General features: G+C 68.4%; 17 protein-coding genes. 9 read left to right on the top strand and 8 right to left on the bottom strand.

All coding sequences use genetic code 11. From position 1 onward, the window contains the following. Positions 1-89 precede the first annotated feature (89 nt). Both OG555_RS38990 and OG555_RS38985 read left to right on the top strand, forming a co-directional pair. Positions 90-788 carry a response regulator transcription factor gene (locus tag OG555_RS38990; RefSeq protein WP_328519939.1) on the top strand — a complete coding sequence of 233 codons (699 nt, stop codon included), beginning with the start codon at positions 90-92 and terminating at the stop codon, positions 786-788. Beyond that, positions 785-1,942 (top strand): sensor histidine kinase, encoded by a 1,158-nt coding sequence (locus OG555_RS38985; RefSeq protein ID WP_329478522.1) that lies wholly within the window; start codon positions 785-787, stop codon positions 1,940-1,942. Before OG555_RS38990 ends, OG555_RS38985 begins: the two co-directional genes overlap by 4 nt. Here the strand turns inward: OG555_RS38985 and OG555_RS38980 are convergent. Together OG555_RS38980 and OG555_RS38975 are read right to left on the bottom strand one after the other, a co-directional pair. After that, positions 1,925-2,959, bottom strand: a complete 1,035-nt coding sequence (locus OG555_RS38980; RefSeq protein WP_329478520.1) for an NAD-dependent epimerase/dehydratase family protein — start codon at positions 2,957-2,959, stop codon at positions 1,925-1,927. The genes OG555_RS38985 and OG555_RS38980 overlap by 18 nt on opposite strands. Further along, entirely contained in the window at positions 2,956-3,729 is a 774-nt protein-coding gene (locus OG555_RS38975; protein ID WP_329478519.1) for an S-methyl-5'-thioadenosine phosphorylase, read from the bottom strand. The genes OG555_RS38980 and OG555_RS38975 overlap by 4 nt, the downstream gene beginning before the upstream one ends. A gap of 86 nt (positions 3,730-3,815) precedes the next feature. On the opposite strand from OG555_RS38975, the gene OG555_RS38970 reads away from it, so the two are divergent. After that, the gene (locus OG555_RS38970; protein WP_329478518.1) at positions 3,816-4,301 is read left to right on the top strand and encodes a hypothetical protein; all 486 of its coding nucleotides are present in this window, start codon (positions 3,816-3,818) and stop codon (positions 4,299-4,301) included. After that, entirely contained in the window at positions 4,298-5,266 is a 969-nt protein-coding gene (locus OG555_RS38965; RefSeq protein WP_329478516.1) for an RNA polymerase subunit sigma-70, read from the top strand. Before OG555_RS38970 ends, OG555_RS38965 begins: the two co-directional genes overlap by 4 nt. On the opposite strand, the gene OG555_RS38960 is transcribed toward OG555_RS38965, so the two are convergent. After that, positions 5,248-6,903, bottom strand: a complete 1,656-nt coding sequence (locus OG555_RS38960) for a bifunctional 3'-5' exonuclease/DNA polymerase (protein ID WP_329478515.1) — start codon at positions 6,901-6,903, stop codon at positions 5,248-5,250. The two genes, OG555_RS38965 and OG555_RS38960, sit on opposite strands and share 19 nt — an antisense overlap. Before the next feature lie 67 nt (positions 6,904-6,970). Here OG555_RS38960 and OG555_RS38955 point away from each other — a divergent pair, with 67 nt between their 5' ends. The 5 genes from OG555_RS38955 (at position 6,971) to OG555_RS38935 (ending at position 11,255) form a co-directional block, all read left to right on the top strand. Continuing rightward, a complete protein-coding gene (locus tag OG555_RS38955) occupies positions 6,971-8,326 on the top strand; it encodes an aminotransferase-like domain-containing protein (protein ID WP_329478513.1) in 1,356 nt (451 codons plus the stop codon). A gap of 125 nt (positions 8,327-8,451) precedes the next feature. Next, entirely contained in the window at positions 8,452-9,300 is an 849-nt protein-coding gene (gene pdxS, locus OG555_RS38950; protein WP_329484932.1) for a pyridoxal 5'-phosphate synthase lyase subunit PdxS, read from the top strand. Continuing rightward, a complete protein-coding gene (locus OG555_RS38945; protein WP_329478512.1) occupies positions 9,297-9,869 on the top strand; it encodes a DUF6891 domain-containing protein in 573 nt (190 codons plus the stop codon). The genes pdxS and OG555_RS38945 overlap by 4 nt, the downstream gene beginning before the upstream one ends. Beyond that, positions 9,866-10,459 (top strand): pyridoxal 5'-phosphate synthase glutaminase subunit PdxT, encoded by a 594-nt coding sequence (gene pdxT, locus OG555_RS38940; protein WP_329478511.1) that lies wholly within the window; start codon positions 9,866-9,868, stop codon positions 10,457-10,459. The genes OG555_RS38945 and pdxT overlap by 4 nt, the downstream gene beginning before the upstream one ends. A gap of 34 nt (positions 10,460-10,493) precedes the next feature. After that, a complete protein-coding gene (locus OG555_RS38935) occupies positions 10,494-11,255 on the top strand; it encodes a YebC/PmpR family DNA-binding transcriptional regulator (protein ID WP_328519949.1) in 762 nt (253 codons plus the stop codon). Positions 11,256-11,344: 89 nt separating this feature from the next. Here OG555_RS38935 and OG555_RS38930 read toward each other — a convergent pair whose 3' ends face one another. The 5 genes from OG555_RS38930 to OG555_RS38910 all read right to left on the bottom strand — a co-directional run bounded on the left by OG555_RS38930 (position 11,345) and on the right by OG555_RS38910 (position 19,447). Further along, entirely contained in the window at positions 11,345-12,208 is an 864-nt protein-coding gene (locus OG555_RS38930; protein ID WP_329478509.1) for an alpha/beta fold hydrolase, read from the bottom strand. Between the two features lie 91 nt (positions 12,209-12,299). Further along, positions 12,300-14,990, bottom strand: a complete 2,691-nt coding sequence (locus OG555_RS38925) for an exo-rhamnogalacturonan lyase family protein (protein WP_329478507.1) — start codon at positions 14,988-14,990, stop codon at positions 12,300-12,302. Further along, on the bottom strand, positions 14,963-17,545 hold the full coding sequence (locus tag OG555_RS38920; RefSeq protein ID WP_329478505.1) for an exo-rhamnogalacturonan lyase family protein: 2,583 nt from the start codon (positions 17,543-17,545) through the stop codon (positions 14,963-14,965). Before OG555_RS38920 ends, OG555_RS38925 begins: the two co-directional genes overlap by 28 nt. After that, the gene (locus OG555_RS38915; protein WP_329478503.1) at positions 17,542-18,435 is read right to left on the bottom strand and encodes a carbohydrate ABC transporter permease; all 894 of its coding nucleotides are present in this window, start codon (positions 18,433-18,435) and stop codon (positions 17,542-17,544) included. Before OG555_RS38915 ends, OG555_RS38920 begins: the two co-directional genes overlap by 4 nt. Positions 18,436-18,448: 13 nt before the next feature. After that, the gene (locus OG555_RS38910) at positions 18,449-19,447 is read right to left on the bottom strand and encodes an ABC transporter permease (protein ID WP_329478501.1); all 999 of its coding nucleotides are present in this window, start codon (positions 19,445-19,447) and stop codon (positions 18,449-18,451) included. Positions 19,448-19,450 lie beyond the last annotated feature (3 nt).

The following is a 19,450-nucleotide window of genomic DNA, read 5'->3' as shown; positions in this document are numbered from 1 at the left end:
CGGCCGAACGCGGCTACGGCTCTCTTACGGCGTTCGCCGTCGCGGGCCGGACCGGGCTGGGCTGCGTCCGGACGATCTAGGCTCTGACCGTGGCTACTCGTGTACTCGTCGTCGACGACGACCCGACCGTGTCCAACGTCGTCTCGGCGTACCTGACCAAAGCGGGGTACGACGCCCGCGTGGTGGCGGACGGGGTCGCGGCGGTCGAGGTCTGGCAGCAGTGGAAGCCGTCGGTCGTCGTGCTGGACGTGATGCTGCCCGGCCTGTCCGGGCTCGAGGTGCTGCGCCGGATGCGCGCGGCCGACGACGGCGCCGCGGTGATCATGCTGTCCGCGCGGGGCGAGGAGGAGGACCGGCTGGTCGGGCTGGAGGTCGGCGCGGACGACTATGTGGTCAAGCCGTTCAGCCCGCGGGAGCTCACGCTGCGGGTGCAGGCGATGCTGCGGCGCGAGGAGCGGCTGGCCGGCCTCGACCTGACACCGACCAAGATCAGCGCCGGGCCGATCATGATCGACACGGCGGCGCGGCTTGCCTACCTGAACGGGGACGAACTGGCGCTGACGCATCGGGAGTTCGATCTGCTGGCGTTCCTGGTGTCGCATCCGGGCAAGGCGTACACGAAGGCCGAACTGCTGCGCCGCGTCTGGGGCTGGGACTTCGGCGACTCATCGACCGTCACCGTGCACGTTCGCCGGTTGCGGGAGAAGATCGAGGTCGATCCGTCCGATCCGCGGTTGGTCCTCACGGTGCCGCGGACGGGCTACCGGTTCGTCGGAGATGCCGAATGAACAAGGACATGTTCACGATCCTGGCGCTGACCACGCTGTGGACGTTGATCGTCGCGGGGCTCGGAGCGGCAATCCTGTGGCAGTTCCGGCGTCGGTCGTTGCGGATCACGATGATCGTGGCCGCGCTGGCGCCGATGGCGGCCGCGCTGGCCGCGGTCCTGCAGAGCGTGCGGGCGATGTTCATCTCCGAGCACGACTCGTGGGTGGTGCTGTGGACGCTGGCGTTCGCGGCATTGCTCGGGCTGGGGATGTCAGTGCTGCTCGGGCACTGGATCAGCACGGGCTCCCGGGACGTTGGCCGTCGGTTGCGTCACCTCGGTACGTCGTACGAGCCGACGGCCGAGCTGACTGGCGCAGTACCGGCCGAACTGGCGGAGCTGACGGACGAGCTGGAGATGACGCGCCGCAAGCTCGCCGCGTCGCACGAAAGGGAGCGCGCGCTGGAAGCCAGCCGGCGGGAGCTGGTCGCGTTCATGTCGCACGATCTGCGGACGCCGCTGGCCGGATTGCGGGCCGTGTCCGAGGGACTCGAGGACGGCGTGATCGACGACGTACCCGGTGCGCTGCGGCAGATGCGGTCGACGGTCGACCGGATGACCGGCCTGGTCGATGACTTGTTCGAGCTGTCCCGGTTGTCGGCGGCTCCTCCGCCGCGGCACCGGTCCGCGGTCAGTCTGCGCGAGCTGGCGGAGGACGTGGCGGGGGAGAACGGTGAGCATGCCCGTTCGTCCGGGGTTCGGCTGGCGGTGTCGACGCCGACAGATGCCGATCGGCTCGCCGTCCAGGGCGATCCGGACGAGCTGACCCGCGCGGTCACCAACCTGGTCGGCAACGCGATCCGCCACACCGCACCCGGTGGAACCGTCACCCTGGCCGTCGACCGCGAGCCCGACGGCCGCGTCCGCCTCGCGGTCACGGACGGCTGCGGCGGAATCCCCACCGACGATCTCGACCGGGTCTTCGACATCGGCTGGCGCGGCGACGAACAGCGGACACCCGAGTCGGCGTCCCCTGGCGAAGGTGCCAGATCGAGCGGCGGCGGCCTCGGCCTGGCGATCGCTCGTGGTGTGGTCGAATCGCACGACGGCAACATCGCCGTCAGCAACATCGACGGCGGCTGCGCCTTCCAGATCGACCTACCCGCGAGCGTTTGAGAGCAGGTCCGCGAGACCGGTGGTGAGGTCGTAGGCCGGCTTCCAGCCCAGTTCGTTGCGGAGGCGGTCCGAGGACGCCGTGATGTGGCGGACGTCGCCCAGGCGGTACTGGCCGGTGACGACCGGCGCCGGGCCGTCGTAGGCGCGCGAGAGTTCGGTGGCGACGTCGCCGATGGTGTGGATGGTGCCGCTGCCGACGTTGTACGCCGCGAACGCGGGCTGGTGGGGGAGAGCGGCGGCAGACGTGGTCACGGCGGTGGCGATGTCGCGAACGTGGATGAAGTCGCGGCGCTGATTGCCGTCCTCGAAGACCTTCGGTGCCTCGCCGCGTTCCAGCGCCGAGCCGAAGATCGCCGCGACTCCGGCGTACGGCGTGTTCCTCGGCATGCCAGGTCCGTAGACGTTGTGGAAGCGGAGCGCGGTCACCCTGCCGCCGGTCTCGCGCGCCCACGTCTGGGCAAGGTGCTCACCGTTGAGTTTCGTGGCCGCATAGGCGTTGCGAGGATCGAGTACGGCGTCCTCCTCGACGAGACCCGGGTGGAGTTGGGCGCCGCAGACTGGGCACGGTGGTTCGAAGCGGCCCGCGTCCAGGTCTTCGGTACGGCGTGGACCGGGGGCGACGCGGCCGTGGCGATCACAGTCGTAGCGGCCCTCGCCGTACACGACCATCGAGCTGGCGTAGACGAGGTGTTGGATCTTGGCGTGGGCGAGTTGCCGGAGCAGGATCGCCGTACCCAGGCTGTTGCTGGAGACGTAGTCGTCCAGATCGTCGAGGTCGACGCCGAGTCCGACCTTCGCCGCCAGGTGGATGACGGAGTCGATCCCGTCCAGTGCGGCCGCGACCGTCGCCGCGTCACGGATGTCGCCGACGATCAGACCGGGACGTGGCGCCGGCTGGTGCGCATGGACATCCGGCCGGAAGGAATCGAGGACGATCACGTCGTGGCCCTCGGCAACGAGCTGGTGGTGGACGTGCTGCCCGATGAATCCGGCCCCGCCGGTCAGCAGCACTCTCACCGCGCCACCGTCCCGTCGAGGGCGTGGCGGCAGGTGCAGTCGGCGTCCGGCTTGGGGAGCTGCCCGATCACGTTCCTGAGCAGGTCCTGCAGTCGCTCGATGCTGCCCTTGAACGCGGTGAAGACCTCGGCCTGCGTGACGCCACTGCCCGACTCGACGCCCGCATCGTGGTCCGTGACGACGGCGATCGAGGTGTAGCAGAGCGCGAGTTCGCGAGCGATCGCGGCCTCGGGCGCTCCGGTCATGCCGACGACCGACCAGCCTTGTGCCGCGTGCCACCGCGACTCGGCGCGGGTGGAGAAACGCGGTCCGTTGATCACCACCATCGTCCCCTCCGGTACGACGTTGCCCGCGGCAATCACCGTCCCCCGGCCGGCCGGACAGTACGGGTCGGCGACGGACGTGTGCACCACCGGCTGGTCGTCGTACACCGTCTGAGGCCGGCCCCAGGTGCGATCGACGTACTGATCGGGGACGACGAACGTGCCCGGCACGAGCTCAGGCTTGAGCGAACCGACCGCACACGGCCCGAGAACCTGCCGTACGCCGAGCTCGCGCAGGGCCCACAGGTTGGCGCGATAGTTGACCCGATGCGGCGGGAAGCGGTGATCGGCCCCATGCCGGGGGATGAACGCGACCTCCCGCCCGTCGAGGTCGCCGACCACCGGCGCCTCGCTGGGCGGGCCGAACGGGGTGTCGATCTCGACGGTCTGTGCGTCGGACAGGAACGTGTAGAAACCGGAACCGCCGATCACGCCGATGTCAGCCATGATCCCGACGCTAGTGCCGCCGGGCGCGCCGACTACCGGATTCGCCCGGACCGTCAGCGCTCCGTAATCGATGATCGAATGGTGCTGTGAAGGTGTCCTGGGCGCTGCTCGCGATCGGCGTGGTGCTGCTGTTGTTCGGCGCTTACGCGAGCTGGACCGCCGGCCGGCTGGACCGCCTGCACCACCGGGTCGAGATCGCCCGCGCCTCGCTGGAGACCGAGCTCGCCCGGCGCTCCGCCCTGGTCGCCGAGCTGGCCGGCACCGGCATCCTCGACCCGGCGTCGTCCCTGCTCCTGCTCGACGCGGCTCATCGGGCCCGGACCGCGTCGCTGGAGACGCGTGAGCAGGCCGAATCGGCGTTGACCCGTGCGATCCATGCCACCGGCACCGACAAGGAACCGTGGGCCGGCGAACTGAGCCTGGCGATGCGGCGGGTCCAGTTGGCGCGGCGTTTCCACAACGACATCGTGGTGTCGACGCGCGACCTGCGGCAGCGCCGGCTGGTGAGGTGGTTCCGGCTGGCCGGCCACGCGCCGATGCCGGGCACGATCGAACTGGAGGACGGCAGTTGACCTTCGCGGAGGAGGCCGAGCGGTACCGCCACGAGTTGCGGGTGCACTGCTACCGGATGCTCGGCTCGTACGACGACGCCGAGGACATGGTGCAAGAGACGTTCCTGCGGGCGTGGCGCCGGCGCGACGACTTCGAGGGTCGCTCGTCGTTGCGCGCCTGGCTCTATCGCATCGCCACCAACGCCTGCATCGACGACGTACGCCGCAAGCAGCGAGTCCTCCCGTACCAACTCGAACCGGCGTCCTTCCCCGCCACCGCCCTCCCGCCGCGCGAGGACGTCCCCTGGCTCCAGCCGTTCCCCGACGTACTGCTGGACCGCGCGGACGAGCCGGATGCCGTTGTGATCCGTCGCGAGACGATCGAGCTCGCGTTCCTGATCGCGATCCAGCACCTTCCACCCCGGCAACGCGCGGTCCTGATCTTCCGCGATGTCCTTGGCTGGCCCGCCAGTGAAACCGCCTCGGTCATGGAGCTGACCGTTGCCGCCGTCAACTCCGCCCTCCAGCGAGCCCGGCCCGTGCTCGGCGAACACCTTCCGTCGCACCGGTCGGAGTGGTCGGCCACTCCGTCTGCTGATGAGCACGACCTGCTGCAGAAGTACGTAGCCGCCTGGGACGCTGGTGACCCCGCGGCGCTCGCAGCCCTCATGCACGAGGACGTCCGCATCACAATGCCGCCGTACCCGTTCTGGTTCGAGGGCCGGGCCGCGGCCGAACGCGTGCTCGCCGCCAACCTCGACCCGGCCGGGAACGCCTACCGTGGCACCTGGCGTTTCCTGCCGACCGCGATCAACCGCCAGCCCGCGCTCGCCGCCTATCTGCGCGGCCCGGGCGAGACCGTCTACAGCCCGTTCTCCGTCGACGTCTTCCGCGTCGAAACGAACCTGATCGCCGAAATGACCGCCTTCGAGATCACCGAGTTCTCCCGGCTCGGCCTGCCCGGGCACTACTTCGCGTCGGCGTAGGTCTCGACCGTGGCGGTGGTGAAAGCGAAGTTCGTGGGGGTCGGCCCGAAGGTGAGGGTGCCGGCCAGGGTGCTGGCGGACTGGATCGCTTCGGTGACCACCGAGGCTTCGTCGGCCGGACAGTGGACGATCACCTCGTCGTGCTGGAAGAAGACGAGCTCGGCCTTGAGATCGGCCAGTGACTGGCGCAGGGCGGCGAGCATCAGCAAGGCCCAGTCGGCGGCGCTGCCCTGGACCACGAAGTTGCGGGTGAAGCGGCCTCGGGCGCGAGCGTGACGAGCGTCGGTCTGGGGCTCGTCTGCTGGTGGTCCTTCCAGCATCGCGGCGTCCAGAGGAGTGCCGGACGGTGGGCAGGTCCGGCCCAGATAGGTGCGGACGAGCCGTCCTTCCTCACCGGCGCGCGCGGCGTCGTCGACGTACGCAACCGCCAACGGGAATCGCTTCCGCAGCATGGCGAGGTTCTTGAGGCCGTCGCCGGAGGTCTGGCCGTAGATGGCGCCCAGTACGGCGACTTTGGCGGTGGCGCGGTCTCCCGAGAACGCCTTGTCCGAGACAGCCTTGTAGAGGTCGCCCGGGTCGCTCGCCACCTCCATCAGAGCCGGGTCGCGCGAGATGGCGGCGAGAATCCGCGGCTCCAGTTGGGAGGCGTCGGCGACCACCAGACGCCAACCAGGATCGGCGACGACGGCACGGCGAATGACCTTCGGGATCTGCAGACCGCCACCGCCGTTGGTGATCCAGCGACCGGAGACCGTGCCGCCCGGAACGAAGCCAGGCCGGAACCGGCCGTCATGGACCCAGTCGTGCAGCCAGGACCAGCCGTTCGCGGTGTAGATGCGATAGAGCTTCTTGTACTCGACCAGTGGCGCGACCGCCGGATGGTCGATCGTCTCGAGCTCCCAGCGGCGGGTCGACTTCAGCTGATACCCGGCCTGTTTGAACGCCTTGAGCACGTCGGCGGGCAGATCCGGTCGCACCCGCCGCCCGAACGCCGCCGACACCTCGTCCGCGAGCTCGGTCAGCCGCCGCGGCTCCCCGGTCCCGCCGAACCGATCGCCGAGCAACTCCGTCAGTACGGCGCGATGCGCCGACTCGCTCCACGGCAGGCCGGCGCGATCCATCTCGGCCGCGATCAGCATCCCCGACGACTCCGAGGCCGTGAGCAACCGCATCCGGTCCGGATGCTCCGTGAGACCGTGCCGCCTGAGCTGGTCGGCGTACACCCTCAGGAGAGCGTCGAAGGCGACGGGCTCGGCAGCGATCTCGAACAACGACGACTGCTCACCAGGTACGACGCCCCGCAGCGGCGGATCCGGCGGCACAGGCTGACCACTCAACCGTGCCCACGCGGCCGCCGCCGATCGCGGCTCACCCAGCCGGCCCTCGTGCCCGAGCAACAGGCCTTCGCTGTTCTCGATGTCGTAGCAGCGTTCCACCCGGACGCCACTCGCCAGCAACCGCGGATAGATCTCCGCCGACGACCGCCACACCCACCGCGTCACCTGCGGACGCGCAGCCACCGCGGTCGCGAGGTCCGGCTCGCGCACCACCTCGCCGGCAGGCTGCCCGTCCGGATGTAGCGCGACGAGGATTGCCCCGCCACCCTCCTCCGGCGCGATCGCCCACCGCTCGTCCATAGGCAAATACAAGCACCCGGGACGGACAGTTCTCGGAGGATCAGGCCAGTGGTGGGAGACTGGACTTATGTGGCGGGAGAATGACCTGGACGCGGCGGACGGGACGAAGACTGAGCAGGTCGAGGCTCTCGTGCTGCGCCGGATCGAGCGGGGTGACCTGTCGATCGGTTCCCGGCTCCCCTCGGAGCGGGTGCTGGCCGAGCGACTCGGGTTGAGCCGCGTGACCGTCGTCCGGGCGCTGGACCACCTGCGGGCGGACGGCGTCCTGGAGACGAAGCGCGGCTCCGGCACGGTCGTCCGGCCGATCGACCGCCTCCTGGACCCGATCGCGCCCGCGTCGACCTTCACCGCGGGGGACCAGCCGGTGCTCGACCTGCGCTTCGCGACGACCGCCGCACCGCACGACGTCGCCGAGGTGGCTGCACAGATCGTCGAGGACGGCCTGCCGCAGGCCATGGGTGGCGACGGTCCGCCGCCGGGCGGGTCTATCGAGCTGCGTATGGCGCTCGCCGAGCGACTGACCATGGAGGGCGTACCGACCGAGCCGGATCAGTTGACGCTGACCGTGGGCGCAGCAGCCGGCCTGAATGCCGCACTGGCCGGACTGGACCTCGGACCGGGCGTCGCGATCACCGAGACACCGACGTACCCGGCTGCCTTCGATCTGCTCCGCAAACACCGCCTGGACGTCGCCGGCTGGCCCGCAGGCGTGTGGGACACGGATCAGCTCACCCACCTCTGCCGACGGCACCGGCCCAAGGTCATCTACCTGCAGGCGGACAACCACAACCCGACCGGACTCAGTCTCCCGGCGGACCGTCGTACGGCGGTAGTCGAGATCGCCAGGCGGTACGGCGCTGCCCTGATCAGTGACGAGACGATGCGACCGCTCTGGCTGGCCAGCGGGGAGCAAGCCGAACCACTGAGTCGCTACCCGCGCACTGTGAGTGTTGGATCGCTCTCGAAGACGGTGTGGGGCGGACTGCGCGTCGGGTGGGTCCGCACTGGCAAACAGCTCAGACGGCGCATCAACACCGCCGCACAGCTCAGCGTGGCGTCACCCAGTGCACTGGACGACCTCTTGGCCCAAGCGATCGTCCACCGGCTCGACAAGGTGATCAGCCGGCGCCGGACCAGGCTGCGCGCCAACCTGATGGCGCTGGAGACGGGCCTCAGGACGCTCGACGGTGTGGCCTGGCCCACGCCCACTGGCGGGATGACGCTATGGCTGGAGTTGACCGAAACCAGAGCGCGCCGAGTGCTGGAGGCAGCCCGTGGGCACGGCCTGCTGCTGGGCGCCGGCGACCTGTTCACGCCCGAGGGCACCGACCGAAGACACATCCGGATCCCGTTCACCGCACCGCCCGCGACGCTGCGGCTGGTGGTCGCCCGGCTGGGGGAAGCGCTGGCTCAGTCCACTTGATCCGAGGTGGACTGAGGATCGGTGCCGTCGTCGACCTAATCTGGACAGTGAGCCCCACGACCAGGAGGAAAGCAGTGACGGAGAACCAGACCCCTCAGACCGGTACCGCGAAGGTCAAGCGCGGCATGGCGGAGATGCTCAAGGGCGGCGTGATCATGGACGTCGTCACCGCGGAGCAGGCCAAGATCGCCGAGGACGCCGGTGCGGTCGCGGTGATGGCGCTGGAGCGGGTTCCGGCCGACATCCGCGCGCAGGGCGGCGTCTCCCGGATGAGCGATCCGGACATGATCGACTCGATCATCGGCGCCGTCTCGATCCCGGTGATGGCCAAGGCCCGGATCGGTCACTTCGTCGAGGCGCAGGTGCTGCAGAGCCTCGGTGTGGACTACATCGACGAGTCCGAGGTCCTGACCCCGGCCGACTACGCGAACCACATCGACAAATGGAACTTCACCGTTCCCTTCGTCTGTGGCGCGACCAACCTGGGCGAGGCGCTGCGCCGGATCACCGAGGGCGCGGCGATGATCCGCTCCAAGGGCGAGGCCGGCACCGGTGACGTGTCCAACGCGACCACCCACATGCGCCAGATCCGCCAGGAGATCCGCAAGCTGCAGAACCTCCCCGAGGACGAGCTGTACGTCGCGGCCAAGGAGCTGCAGGCGCCGTACGAGCTGGTCAAGGAGGTCGCGCAGGCCGGCAAGCTCCCGGTCGTGCTGTTCACCGCCGGTGGCATCGCCACCCCGGCCGACGCCGCGATGATGATGCAGCTCGGCGCCGAGGGCGTGTTCGTCGGCTCCGGCATCTTCAAGTCCGGCAACCCGGCCCAGCGCGCCGAGGCGATCGTCAAGGCCACGACCTTCTACGACGACCCCGACGTACTCGCCAAGGTCTCCCGCGGTCTGGGCGAGGCCATGGTCGGCATCAACGTCGACGAGATCCCGCAGCCGCACCGGCTCGCCGAGCGCGGCTGGTGACGACACCGGAAGGTCTGCTGGCGGTGGACGAACGGACCGCCCGGGAGCTGCGGGGACTGGCCCGCGTCCTGGTGCGATCCGGGTACGCCGACCACGTCGCCGTGGCGGCCGCGTTGACGGAGGCCGTCCAGGAGGACGCGCCGTCGATGGACGCCTCCGCACTGGTGCCGCTGCTGATCGGCGAGGCCTTCATGGATCTCCGGGCCGAGGCCGCCGACTGGCCGGCGACCACGGATCCTGACCGGCTCGACGCCGTACTGGCCGAGCTGGAGTCCCGCGGCGTCGTGGTGGTCCGCTACACAGCCGACCACCACGCCGCCAGGCAGGTGCTCGAGGCGGCCGCGGATCCGAAGGGCCTGGTGTTCTTCACCGACACCGACGTCTGGCACGCGGTCGACTTCGGCATGCTCGAGCTCAAGCTCTGGCACCCCGACACTGCCAACGTGGCGCCGGGCGAGCCGCTCCTGGAGGACGTGCTGTCGCTGCTACACCACTACGACCTGCCCGCGGTCTTCGACGAGGGCCGGATCGAGGTCACGCTCGACTGGCAACGAAGGGTGACCCTATGACCGTGATCGGTGTGTTCGCGTTGCAGGGGAACGTGCGTGAGCACGTGGCGATGCTGACCGAGGTCGGCGTCGAGGCCCGGCCGGTACGGCGTCCGTCCGAGCTGGAGCAGGTGGACGCGCTGGTGCTCCCGGGTGGTGAGTCGACCACGATGGACAAGCTGGCCCGGGCGTTCGAGCTGTTCGAGCCGCTGCAGAAGCGGATCGCGGACGGTATGCCGGTGTTCGGCACCTGCGCCGGGATGATCATGCTCGCGAACGAGATCACCGGCGGGATCGAGGGCCAGGAGACGCTCGGCGGACTGGACGTGACGGTCCGCCGGAACGCGTTCGGGCGGCAGGTGGACTCGTTCGAGGCGGACCTGGAGTTCGCCGCGTTCGACACGCCGTACCACGCGGTGTTCATCCGGGCACCATGGGTGGAGCGGGTCGGCCGGGACGTGGAGGTACTCTCGACGGTGAGGTCGGGCCCCGCCGCGGGTAGGATCGTCGCGGTTCGCCACGATCGGCTGCTGGCCACGTCGTTCCATCCGGAGATGACCGGGGACGCCAGGCTGCACGGCTACTTCGCCGAGCTGGTCCGCAGCCTCTGAGTCAGTTGCAGCGGTAAGAAGGGTTGGGTTCGCCATGTCAGGCCACTCCAAGTGGGCCACCACGAAGCACAAGAAGGCCGTCATCGACGCGAGGCGCGGCAAGCTCTTCGCGAAGCTGATCAAGAACATCGAGGTGGCCGCCCGGATGGGCGGTGGCGACCCTGGCGGGAACCCGACCCTGTACGACGCCATCCAGAAGGCGAAGAAGACCTCGGTCCCGAACGACAACATCGACCGCGCGATCAAGCGTGGTTCCGGCGCCGAGGCCGGTGGCGCGGAGTACCAGACGATCATGTACGAGGGCTACGGCCCGAACGGCGTCGCGATGCTGGTCGAGTGCCTCACCGACAACCGCAACCGGGCCGCTGCCGACGTGCGTACGGCGATGACCCGCAACGGCGGCTCGCTGGCCGACCCGAACTCGGTCGCGTACCTGTTCAACCGCAAGGGCGTCATCGTCGTCGCCAAGGACCAGGACGGGAAGTCGCTGTCCGAGGACGACGTGATGGAGGCCGTGCTCGAGGCCGGTGCCGACGAGGTGAACGACCTCGGCGAGTCCTGGGAGGTCGTCACCGAGGCCACCGACATGGTCGCGGCCCGGACGGCGCTGCAGGACGCCGGCATCGACTACGACTCCGCCGACGTCCAGTTCGTCCCGTCCATGACGGTCGAACTCGATGCCGACGGCGCCGCCAAGATCTTCCGCTTGATCGACGCCCTCGAAGACAGCGACGACGTCCAGAACGTCTACGCCAACTTCGACGTATCGGACGAAATCATGGCGGAAGTCGGGTAATGAGGATGGGGCGGAAGTTGGCGTTGCGCCGCTGTGCCCGATTCCACGTATCCGACGAAATCATGGCCGAAGTCGGGTAATTGTGCGCGTCAGCGAGTGGTGTCCCTGGCCAGGAACTTGATGATGGTCTGGACGAATTCGTCCGGACCATCCACCCACGGACTGTGCGCGGCCCCCGGCTGGACAATGTGCTCGCCGCGCGGGAAGAGCCCAGCCACCTCGGCGGCGGAATCCGGACGCGGGGAGCCGTCCAGCTCACCGGAGATGACCAGGACGGGCACATCCAGTTCAGCCAGTACGGCGCGGGCGGCGTCCGCGCCGTCGAAGGCGCCCGGGGCCAGGTAGGCGTCCGCCGCCTCCTCGTCGAACCACTCCTCGCACGCGGCGGCGTGCGCCTGCGCGGCGGCATCCCATCGACCGTAGGCGAGGCGGTCGAGCAGCGCGAAGTCCGCGCCGCTCGCCTCCCCGGACACGGCCCGCTCGAAGGCCGGCCGGACCTCCTCGTACCAGGGCTCCTCCCGGCGCAGTTCCAGCGCCTCGCGACGCCGCTCGACGGGGAAGTCGATCCCGGCGGTGCGCGCCCGCGCGCAGACCAGGACAAGCGAGCGCACCCGCTCCGGGAAGCGGGCCGCGTAGGCCAGCACGAGATCACCAGCGGCCGAGTGGCCAAGAAGATCCAACTGCTCCAGTCCGACGGCGACGCGCAGTGCTTCGATGTCTTCAGCCTGCCGGTCCACCCGGAAGCTCGCGAGGTCTGCGGGCCTGGCCGAGTCCCCCGTGCCGCGCAGGTCCAGCAACACCAACTCCCGCTGCGCGGCCAGCCCACCGAGGTCGCCGAAGTAAGCGGAGCGCATCATCGGCCCGCCGGGGATGCAGACGAGCGGTCGGTCACCCCCCGAGCCCTTTCGGTGGTACGCGAGGCGGGTGCCATCGGGCACGTCGAAGGTCAGCATGAGCGGGATACTTGCAGGTGGCACGATAGCCCGCCACGGAATAAGCGACCTGATTGCGATGGCACCACGCCTCCCGGCTCGAGTTGGCGGGCTACGGGTTGACGATCTGGTTGCCTACCAGGGCGAGGGTTTGGATGGCGGCCAGGCCGTAGAGGGCTGTGGTGTTGGTGGAGACCCACTTGGCGGCTTGAGTCGGGTTGAGGGTCGAGGTCACCTGCTCGGACGACCAGGGGAGGTTCGGGCCGTAGCCGTCGCCGGTGTAGAACTCCTTCCAGGCCCGCGCGGCCAGGTCGTCCCGGTTCAGGCGTACGGCGGCGTACGCGGTGAGTCGGGAATGGCCTTGCCGGAGGATGAGGTTGCCGAAGTACGCGCCGCACTCGGCCGTCTGCTCGGCGCGGGTGGCGTTGAAGAGGCGGCAGTACTGCAACCACGCCGCCTCGAACGCCGGCAGGTCCACCAGGTCGATCAGTTCGGCGCAGATCTCCACCTGCCCGAACATCGCGCTGAGGTGCGACACGCTGACCGTCTTCTCCGTCACCGGTGCGAACCGTCCGGTGTCCAGGTCGTACAGACCGCTCCCGGTGACGAAGCCGTTCGGCATCGCACCGATCGTCTCCATCGTGCCGAGAAGCTTGCTGTGGGCAACGTCGGCCTTCGGGCCCTGCCGCTCCCACTCGGTCAGCCACGCGGCCGCCAGACCACTCCAGTCGGTACCGAGGCCGATCGACAGCGCATGCGGGTCCGGCTCGTACGGCTCGGTCCTGATTTTCCGCAGCGGATCCAGCACAAGGAACGTCCGGTCGGAGTCGACCAGCTCCGACAGCAGGTCGCCGGTACGCTCGTCGGCCGTCAGGTAGTAGTAGAACCGCCGGTAGATCGCCGTACTGATCCGCTGCTGCTTCGCACTGTCCGCCCAGTGCTGTACGCCGTGCCGCGTCCCCAGTCCGGCCCACTGCCCGAGGTGATAGACGTCGACCTCACCAGTGTGTCGCGTCATGGCCTCGGCGAACCGGAAGATGTCGGCCCGGCCGGTCCGCAGGAACGAGTACCAGAGCCAGAGATCCGGCGACAGCTCCGAGTTGTCCCACGCGTACCCACCCACGTCGTACCGCCACACCAGCCGGTCCTCGTCGAACGTGTGCATGATGTCGCCGTAGTCCCAGAACCCGTACCAGTGTCGCGACTCGACCTGACCCCGGTAGAAGTCGAACAGGAAGTCCAGGTGATCCTCGATCGACTTCTTCGCCGGCACCGATCGATCCACCGGCGTGACCAGCCCGCCGAAGACCCGCGTGTTGACGATCTGGTCCACCGGGTTGATCAACTGCGGTGGCGTCCGAACCTGGTCAGCCATGTCACCCAGCCGAGCAGCCGTCGGCGTCGCCGCCAGCGCCCAGAACGTCAGCTCGGACGTCCGCGCGATCCCGTACGGCGTGCCGAAGGCCGGCTCGTAGTCCTCATACGTGATCTCGAGCGCGTCCAACTGCTTCGGGTAGGTGTCCTCGCCCATCCCGTCGTGGTAGAACCGCGTGTCCATGGCACCGGCCTCCGGCGACCACAGCCACACGGTGACCTCGGCCTCCTCGGTCGCGGCGCCACGGATGTCCAGCTGGGTGGGGTGGCGCTGCCAGAAGTCCCTTAAACCAAAGGCGAACCCACCACTCACGCCACCGACGTAGCCGAGCCCGGACGCGCGCCCGCCCTGATCGACCGAGACCCAGCCGAACCCCTTCTTGGTCCGCTTCTTCACCGTGAAGCCGTCGGCGTTCAGCTGACTCAGCGAATAGTCACCCCACTCGGGGATCCATTGCAGCCGCGTCGTCACCCGCTGGTCCCACGTGGCCGGATCAGGCAGCTTCGTCCCAGCGATCTGCGCTGCACGGACGGCGGCACCCGGGTCACGCCGCAACCCGGTGATCCCCTTCACCGCCTCGAACACCATGCCATGACCCTCGCCGACGAACCGGACGTGCCGGTCGTACGCCGCATCCCGCAACGGCACCCGGAAGCGCACACCGAGCCCGGCGATGTAGTCCTTCTGCCCATCGCGGTCGTAGACGAACGTGTGCACCATCCGCACGTTCTCCGCCCCGGCCACGAAGTACAGCCGCACCGAGAACGGCAACCAGGTCTTGCCCTTCCGCGACTTGTGCCGGCCGTCGATCCGCACCACCGCGCGGACCGGTCCCGCCTGCTCGACGGTGACGCCCGTGATGTCGCTGTCGTAGCGTTCCCGGACGCTGCCGCCTTCCTCGTCCTCGGCGATCTTGTCCTGCTTCAGGTTGACGAGCTCGCCCTTCCGGGCGATCAGCGTGTCACCACGCCAGATCTGGCTGACCAGCTCCGAGCCGCTCTTGCGGATCCGGGTCTTGATCACGCCGGTGTCGACGTCGACGTACGTCTTCTCGTTCTTGACGGTGACCGGTTGCGCGGGCGCGGCCGCCGTACCCGGGCCGAGTGTGTACGACTCGGCCGGTGCGTCGACCGCGATCGCATGCGCACTCCACTTGAGGGAGCCGTCCGGCCAGTACGCTGTCGGCCAGCTCTGCACCGGTACGGCGCTGCCGTCGCCGGCCGTGAGTGCGAACGACTGGTTCGCGGGTACGGCGCCTTTCGGCCACGGCGTACCCCAGGTCGTCACGGCTGCTGTGCTCGGCTTGCCTTCCAGCCAGCTGAGCTTCACCTCTGGTGCTGCGGCCACTGCTTTGGTGCCGGTGTCGAGCAGGGACGCTGCAGGTACGGCGGCCATACCTGCTAGGACAGTGCGTCGGGAGACCTCCATGCCTTTCCACCTCTGTCAGGTCGGTGTTCAGGGATCAGGGACAGGTTCTGGATCGCTGCCAGCGCGTACTGCGATGCGCCGTTGGTGCTGACGAACGCGGCCTCGTCGACCGGCATCAGTGCGCCGTCGATCGCGGTGGTCCGCCACTCCGTTTGGCGTTGCATGGCGTTGCGGTTGAGCTGGTCGCCTTCGTCGACGAAGAACTTGTGCCAGGCCAGTCGCGCCAGCTCCGCGTCCCCGCTGCGGCTGGCGGCGTACGCGGCGAGCCGGCTGTGGGCCTGGACGAGTGAGATGCCTTGGAGCGGTTGACCGACCTCGGCGGCCTGCTGCTCCGGCGGCAGCAGGTAGAGCCGGCAGTAGTCCAGCCACGCCTTCTCGAATCCGGGTACGTCGAGGTCCAGGTCGATGAGCTCCGAACAGATCTCGGGCAGCCCGAAGAGCGACGACAGGTGTGACACCGCGATGGAGCGTCGGCTCGTGTCGAACCGCCCGGTGGACAGGTTGAGCCGCGCATTGCCGGTGAGGAAGCCGTAATGGAGTGCCGCGATGTCGGCCATCGTGCCGACCAGCCGTGCCCGGGCCCGCTCGTCCCCGTGCCGCTCCCACCGCGTGAGCCACGCCGCGGCGAGCGCACCCCAGTCCACGCCCAGCTCGACAGACAGCGCATGCGGGTCGGGGGAGTAGACGTCAGGTCGCACCTTGCGCTGGGGATCGACGACCAGGAACATCTCCTCGATCGTCGCCAACTCGTCCATCAGGTCGCCGGTCCGCTCGTCCGCGGTGAGGTAGTAGTAGAAGCGCCGATAGATCGCGTTGGAGATGCGCGCCTGCTTGCAGCTGCACCCCCAGTGCTGCACGTTGTGCCGCGAACCAAGGCCCTTCCACCGGCCGAGGTGGTGTACGTCGACCTCGCTGGTGTGCCGGGTCATCGCCTCGGCGAATCGGAACACGTCCGCCCGACCGGTCCGCAGGTACTGGTACCAGAGCCACAGATCCGGCGAGAGCTCGGAGTTGTCCCACGCATAGCCGCCGACGTCGTACCGCCACGTGTGCCGGTCCCGGTCGTAGGTGTGCATGACGTCGCCGTAGTCCCAGAACCCGTACCAGCGCCGTTGCTCTCGCTGTCCGACGTAGTACTGGAAGAGGAAGTTCAGCCGCGCCTCGATGTCCTGGTGGTCGGCGGTGGGCAGACTCCAGCTGCCGAAGACACCCGTCTCCAACAGCCGTCCTGGAGCGACGGCGAGTAGACCGGGGGAGTTCAGCAGCGCCGCGTGCTCGGCCAGGTCGTCAGCGGACGGAGTGGTGTCGTGGACTCGCAGTGTCAGCTCATGGGTACGCGCGATGCCGTGAGCGTTTCCGAAGCCCGGTTCGTAGTCCTCGTAGGTGATCTCGAGTCCTTCGAGCTGTTCGGCGTGCGTGTCCTGGTCCATGCCGTCGTGCCAGTAGCGCACGTCCATGGCCGGTGCACTGGGCGACCACATCCAGGCCGTCGCGGTGGCGAGGTCGGTGGCCGCGTTGCGGATGTCCAGGCGGGTCGGGTGGAGCTTCCAGAAGTCGCGGAGTCCGAAGCCGAGTCCGCCGCTGACACCACCGACGTACCCATAGCCTGGCGATCTGGTCCCGGCCGGGATCGTCACCCACGCATGGTCCGCGCCGGTGCGCTTGCGCAGCGTGAAGCCGTCGGCGCTGCTTTGGTCGAGCGTGTAGTCGTTCCACTGCGGGATGAGGTGCAGGCGATCCGACACCTCAGAGTTGGGGATCTCCTCGACCGCATGGCCTGCCACCTGCTCACGTCGTACCTCTTCACCTGGATCGCGGCGCAGACCGGTCAGACCGCGGACTGCCTCGGTGAGGAAGCCGGACGGCCCGGCCAGGCGGATGTGGCGGTTGTGGGGTTCGTCGCGCATGACCACGTCAGCGCTGAGTCCCAGCCCGGCCAGGAAGTCCCGGTCGGGGTCGCCGTCCCAGATGAAGCTGTGCACGACGCGTACGTCGGTCGCACCGGCGTAGAAGTAGAGCCGGACGGAGAACGGCAGCCAGTCACCGTGTTTGCCGTCCAGCCTGACCACCGCGCGGACCGGTCCGTCCTGCTCGACAACAAGATTGTCGACAGTCGCCGTGGTCTGTTGCCGGTGACGACCCAGATCCTCGTCCGGCGCGTCTTGTCGCACGCTGACCAGCCGGACCTCGCGCACGACCTCCTGGTCGCCGTACGCGATCGAGGCGATCAGCGACGGCTTGCGCAGCGTCCAGGTGACCTCGCCGGTCGTCACCCGGACTTCAGCACCGGACCGCGTCACTTGGACCGGCCGGCTCGGCGTCGCCGGCGCGCCGGTGACGAGTTCGTACGACGACTCCGGGTGCTCGGACGGGCCGATCGCGTGGGCGGACCACTTGATCGAGCCGTCCGGCCAGGTCGCGGTCGTCCAGCTCTGCACCGGCGTACCGTCGGCGATCGCGAACCGGGTGCCCTCGGCAACCGTGCCGCGCGGCCATGGAACACCCCAGGAAACGCCTTGCCGGCAAGGAGTTTCCAGCCATTGCAGTGTGGTCATTCTTTCACCGATCCGATCAGGACGCCTTTGGCGAAGTGCTTCTGCAGGAACGGGTAGAAGAGCAGGATCGGCAGTGTCGCCACCACCACGACCGCGAACTTCAGGCCCTGCTCCGGGAACGTGACGGTCTCCAGTTGCTGCAGCACGTTCGCCGAGTCGGCGTTCGCCGCCGTGAGCTGGCGGACGATCATCTGCAGCGTCCACTTGTGGCTGTCGTCGATGTAGAGCAAAGGCGACATGTAGTCGTTCCAGATCCCGACCGCGTAGAACAGCGAGAACGTCGCGATGATCGGCTTCGACAACGGCAGCACGATCCGCAGGAACACGTTCAGCTCGTTGCAGCCGTCGATCCGGGCCGCCTCCTCCAGCGCCTCGGGCAACTCCTGGAAGAAGCTCTTCACCACGATCAGGTAGAACGGGTTGATCGCCAGCGGCAGGATCAGCGCCCAGTAGCTGTCCAGCAGACCCAGATCCCGCACCACCAGGTACGTCGGGATCATGCCGCCGGTGAACACCAGCGTGAAGATCACCAGATTCAGTACGAGTGCCCGCCCCGGCAGGAACCGCTTCGCCAACGGGTAGGCCATGGTCAGCGTGAGCACCAACTGGATGACCGTGCCGACCGCGGTCACGCCGATCGTGGTCAGCAACGCCCGCACGAACGTGTCGGTGGAGAAGATGTAGTGGTAGGTGTCCGTGACGAACCTGTGCGGCCACAGGAAGAACGGCCGCGAGCTGATCTCGGACTCGGTCGCGAACGACCCGGCCAGAACATACAGCAGCGGCAGGACCGTGACCAGCGACAGAGCGGTCAGCACGACGGCATTCAGGACGTCGAACGCGCGGCTGCCGCGGGAGTCGTAGTACCGGACGGAGTGGTTGGTTGCCATGGTCACAGCCCCTTCAGAACAGGCCTCGCTGGCCCAGACGCTTTGCCAGGAAGTTGGAGCCGAAGATCAGCACGACACCGACGACGCCCTTGAACAGGCCGACCGCGGTCGCGTAGCTGAACGAACCCTGCGTGATGCCGACGTAGTAGACGAACGTGTCGAACACGTCGGCGACGTCGCGGTTGAGCGAGGTGGTCATCAACCAGATCTGCTCGAACCCGGAGTCCATCAGATGACCGGACGTCAGGATCGCCATCACCACGATCGTCGGCCGGATCGCCGGCAGCGTGATGTGCCAGAACTGCCGCCACCGGCCGGCGCCGTCCACCCGGGCCGCCTCGTACAGCTGTGAGTCCACCCCGGCCAGTGCGGCCAGGTAGATGATCGTGCCCCAGCCGGTCTGCTTCCACAGCAACTGCAGCACGATCAACGGCCGGAACCACGCGGCCTGCGCGACGTAGTCCGTCTTCTGCCCGCCGATCAGGCTGTGGATCCAGTTCGCGATCACGCCGAAGTCGACCGAGAACAGCAGGTACGTCAGCGACGCGACGATCGTCCACGACAGGAAGTGCGGGATGTAGATCAGCGACTGCACGGACCGTTTCAGCACCCGGACGCGCAACTCGTTCAGCATCAGGGCGACGACGATCGGCGCCGGAAAGACGAACACGATCGTGAGCAGCGCGAGCAGCAGGGTGTTGAACATCAGCCGGCCGAAGTCCGGTCCGGTGAACAGCTCCTGGAAGTGCTTCAGCCCGACCCACTCACTGCCCGAGTAGCCCAGGAACGGCACGTAGTCCTTGAACGCGATGGTCAGGCCGTACATCGGCAGGTACTTGAAGACGACGAAGTACGCCAGACCAGGTAGCAGCAACAGGTACAGCCAGCGGTACCGCAGTAGATCCCTCCACAACGGCACCGCACGCGTTCGGCGTTTGCGCTTCGGAGGGGACGCCTGCCGCGGAGCACCCGCGGCAGGCTGTACCACCTCCGGCACCAGATCGGTGGCCATGGA

The sequence above is a fragment of the Kribbella sp. NBC_01484 genome (assembly GCF_036227145.1).
Lineage (GTDB): Bacteria > Actinomycetota > Actinomycetes > Propionibacteriales > Kribbellaceae > Kribbella.
This window is presented reverse-complemented; position numbering and strand designations above follow the sequence as displayed.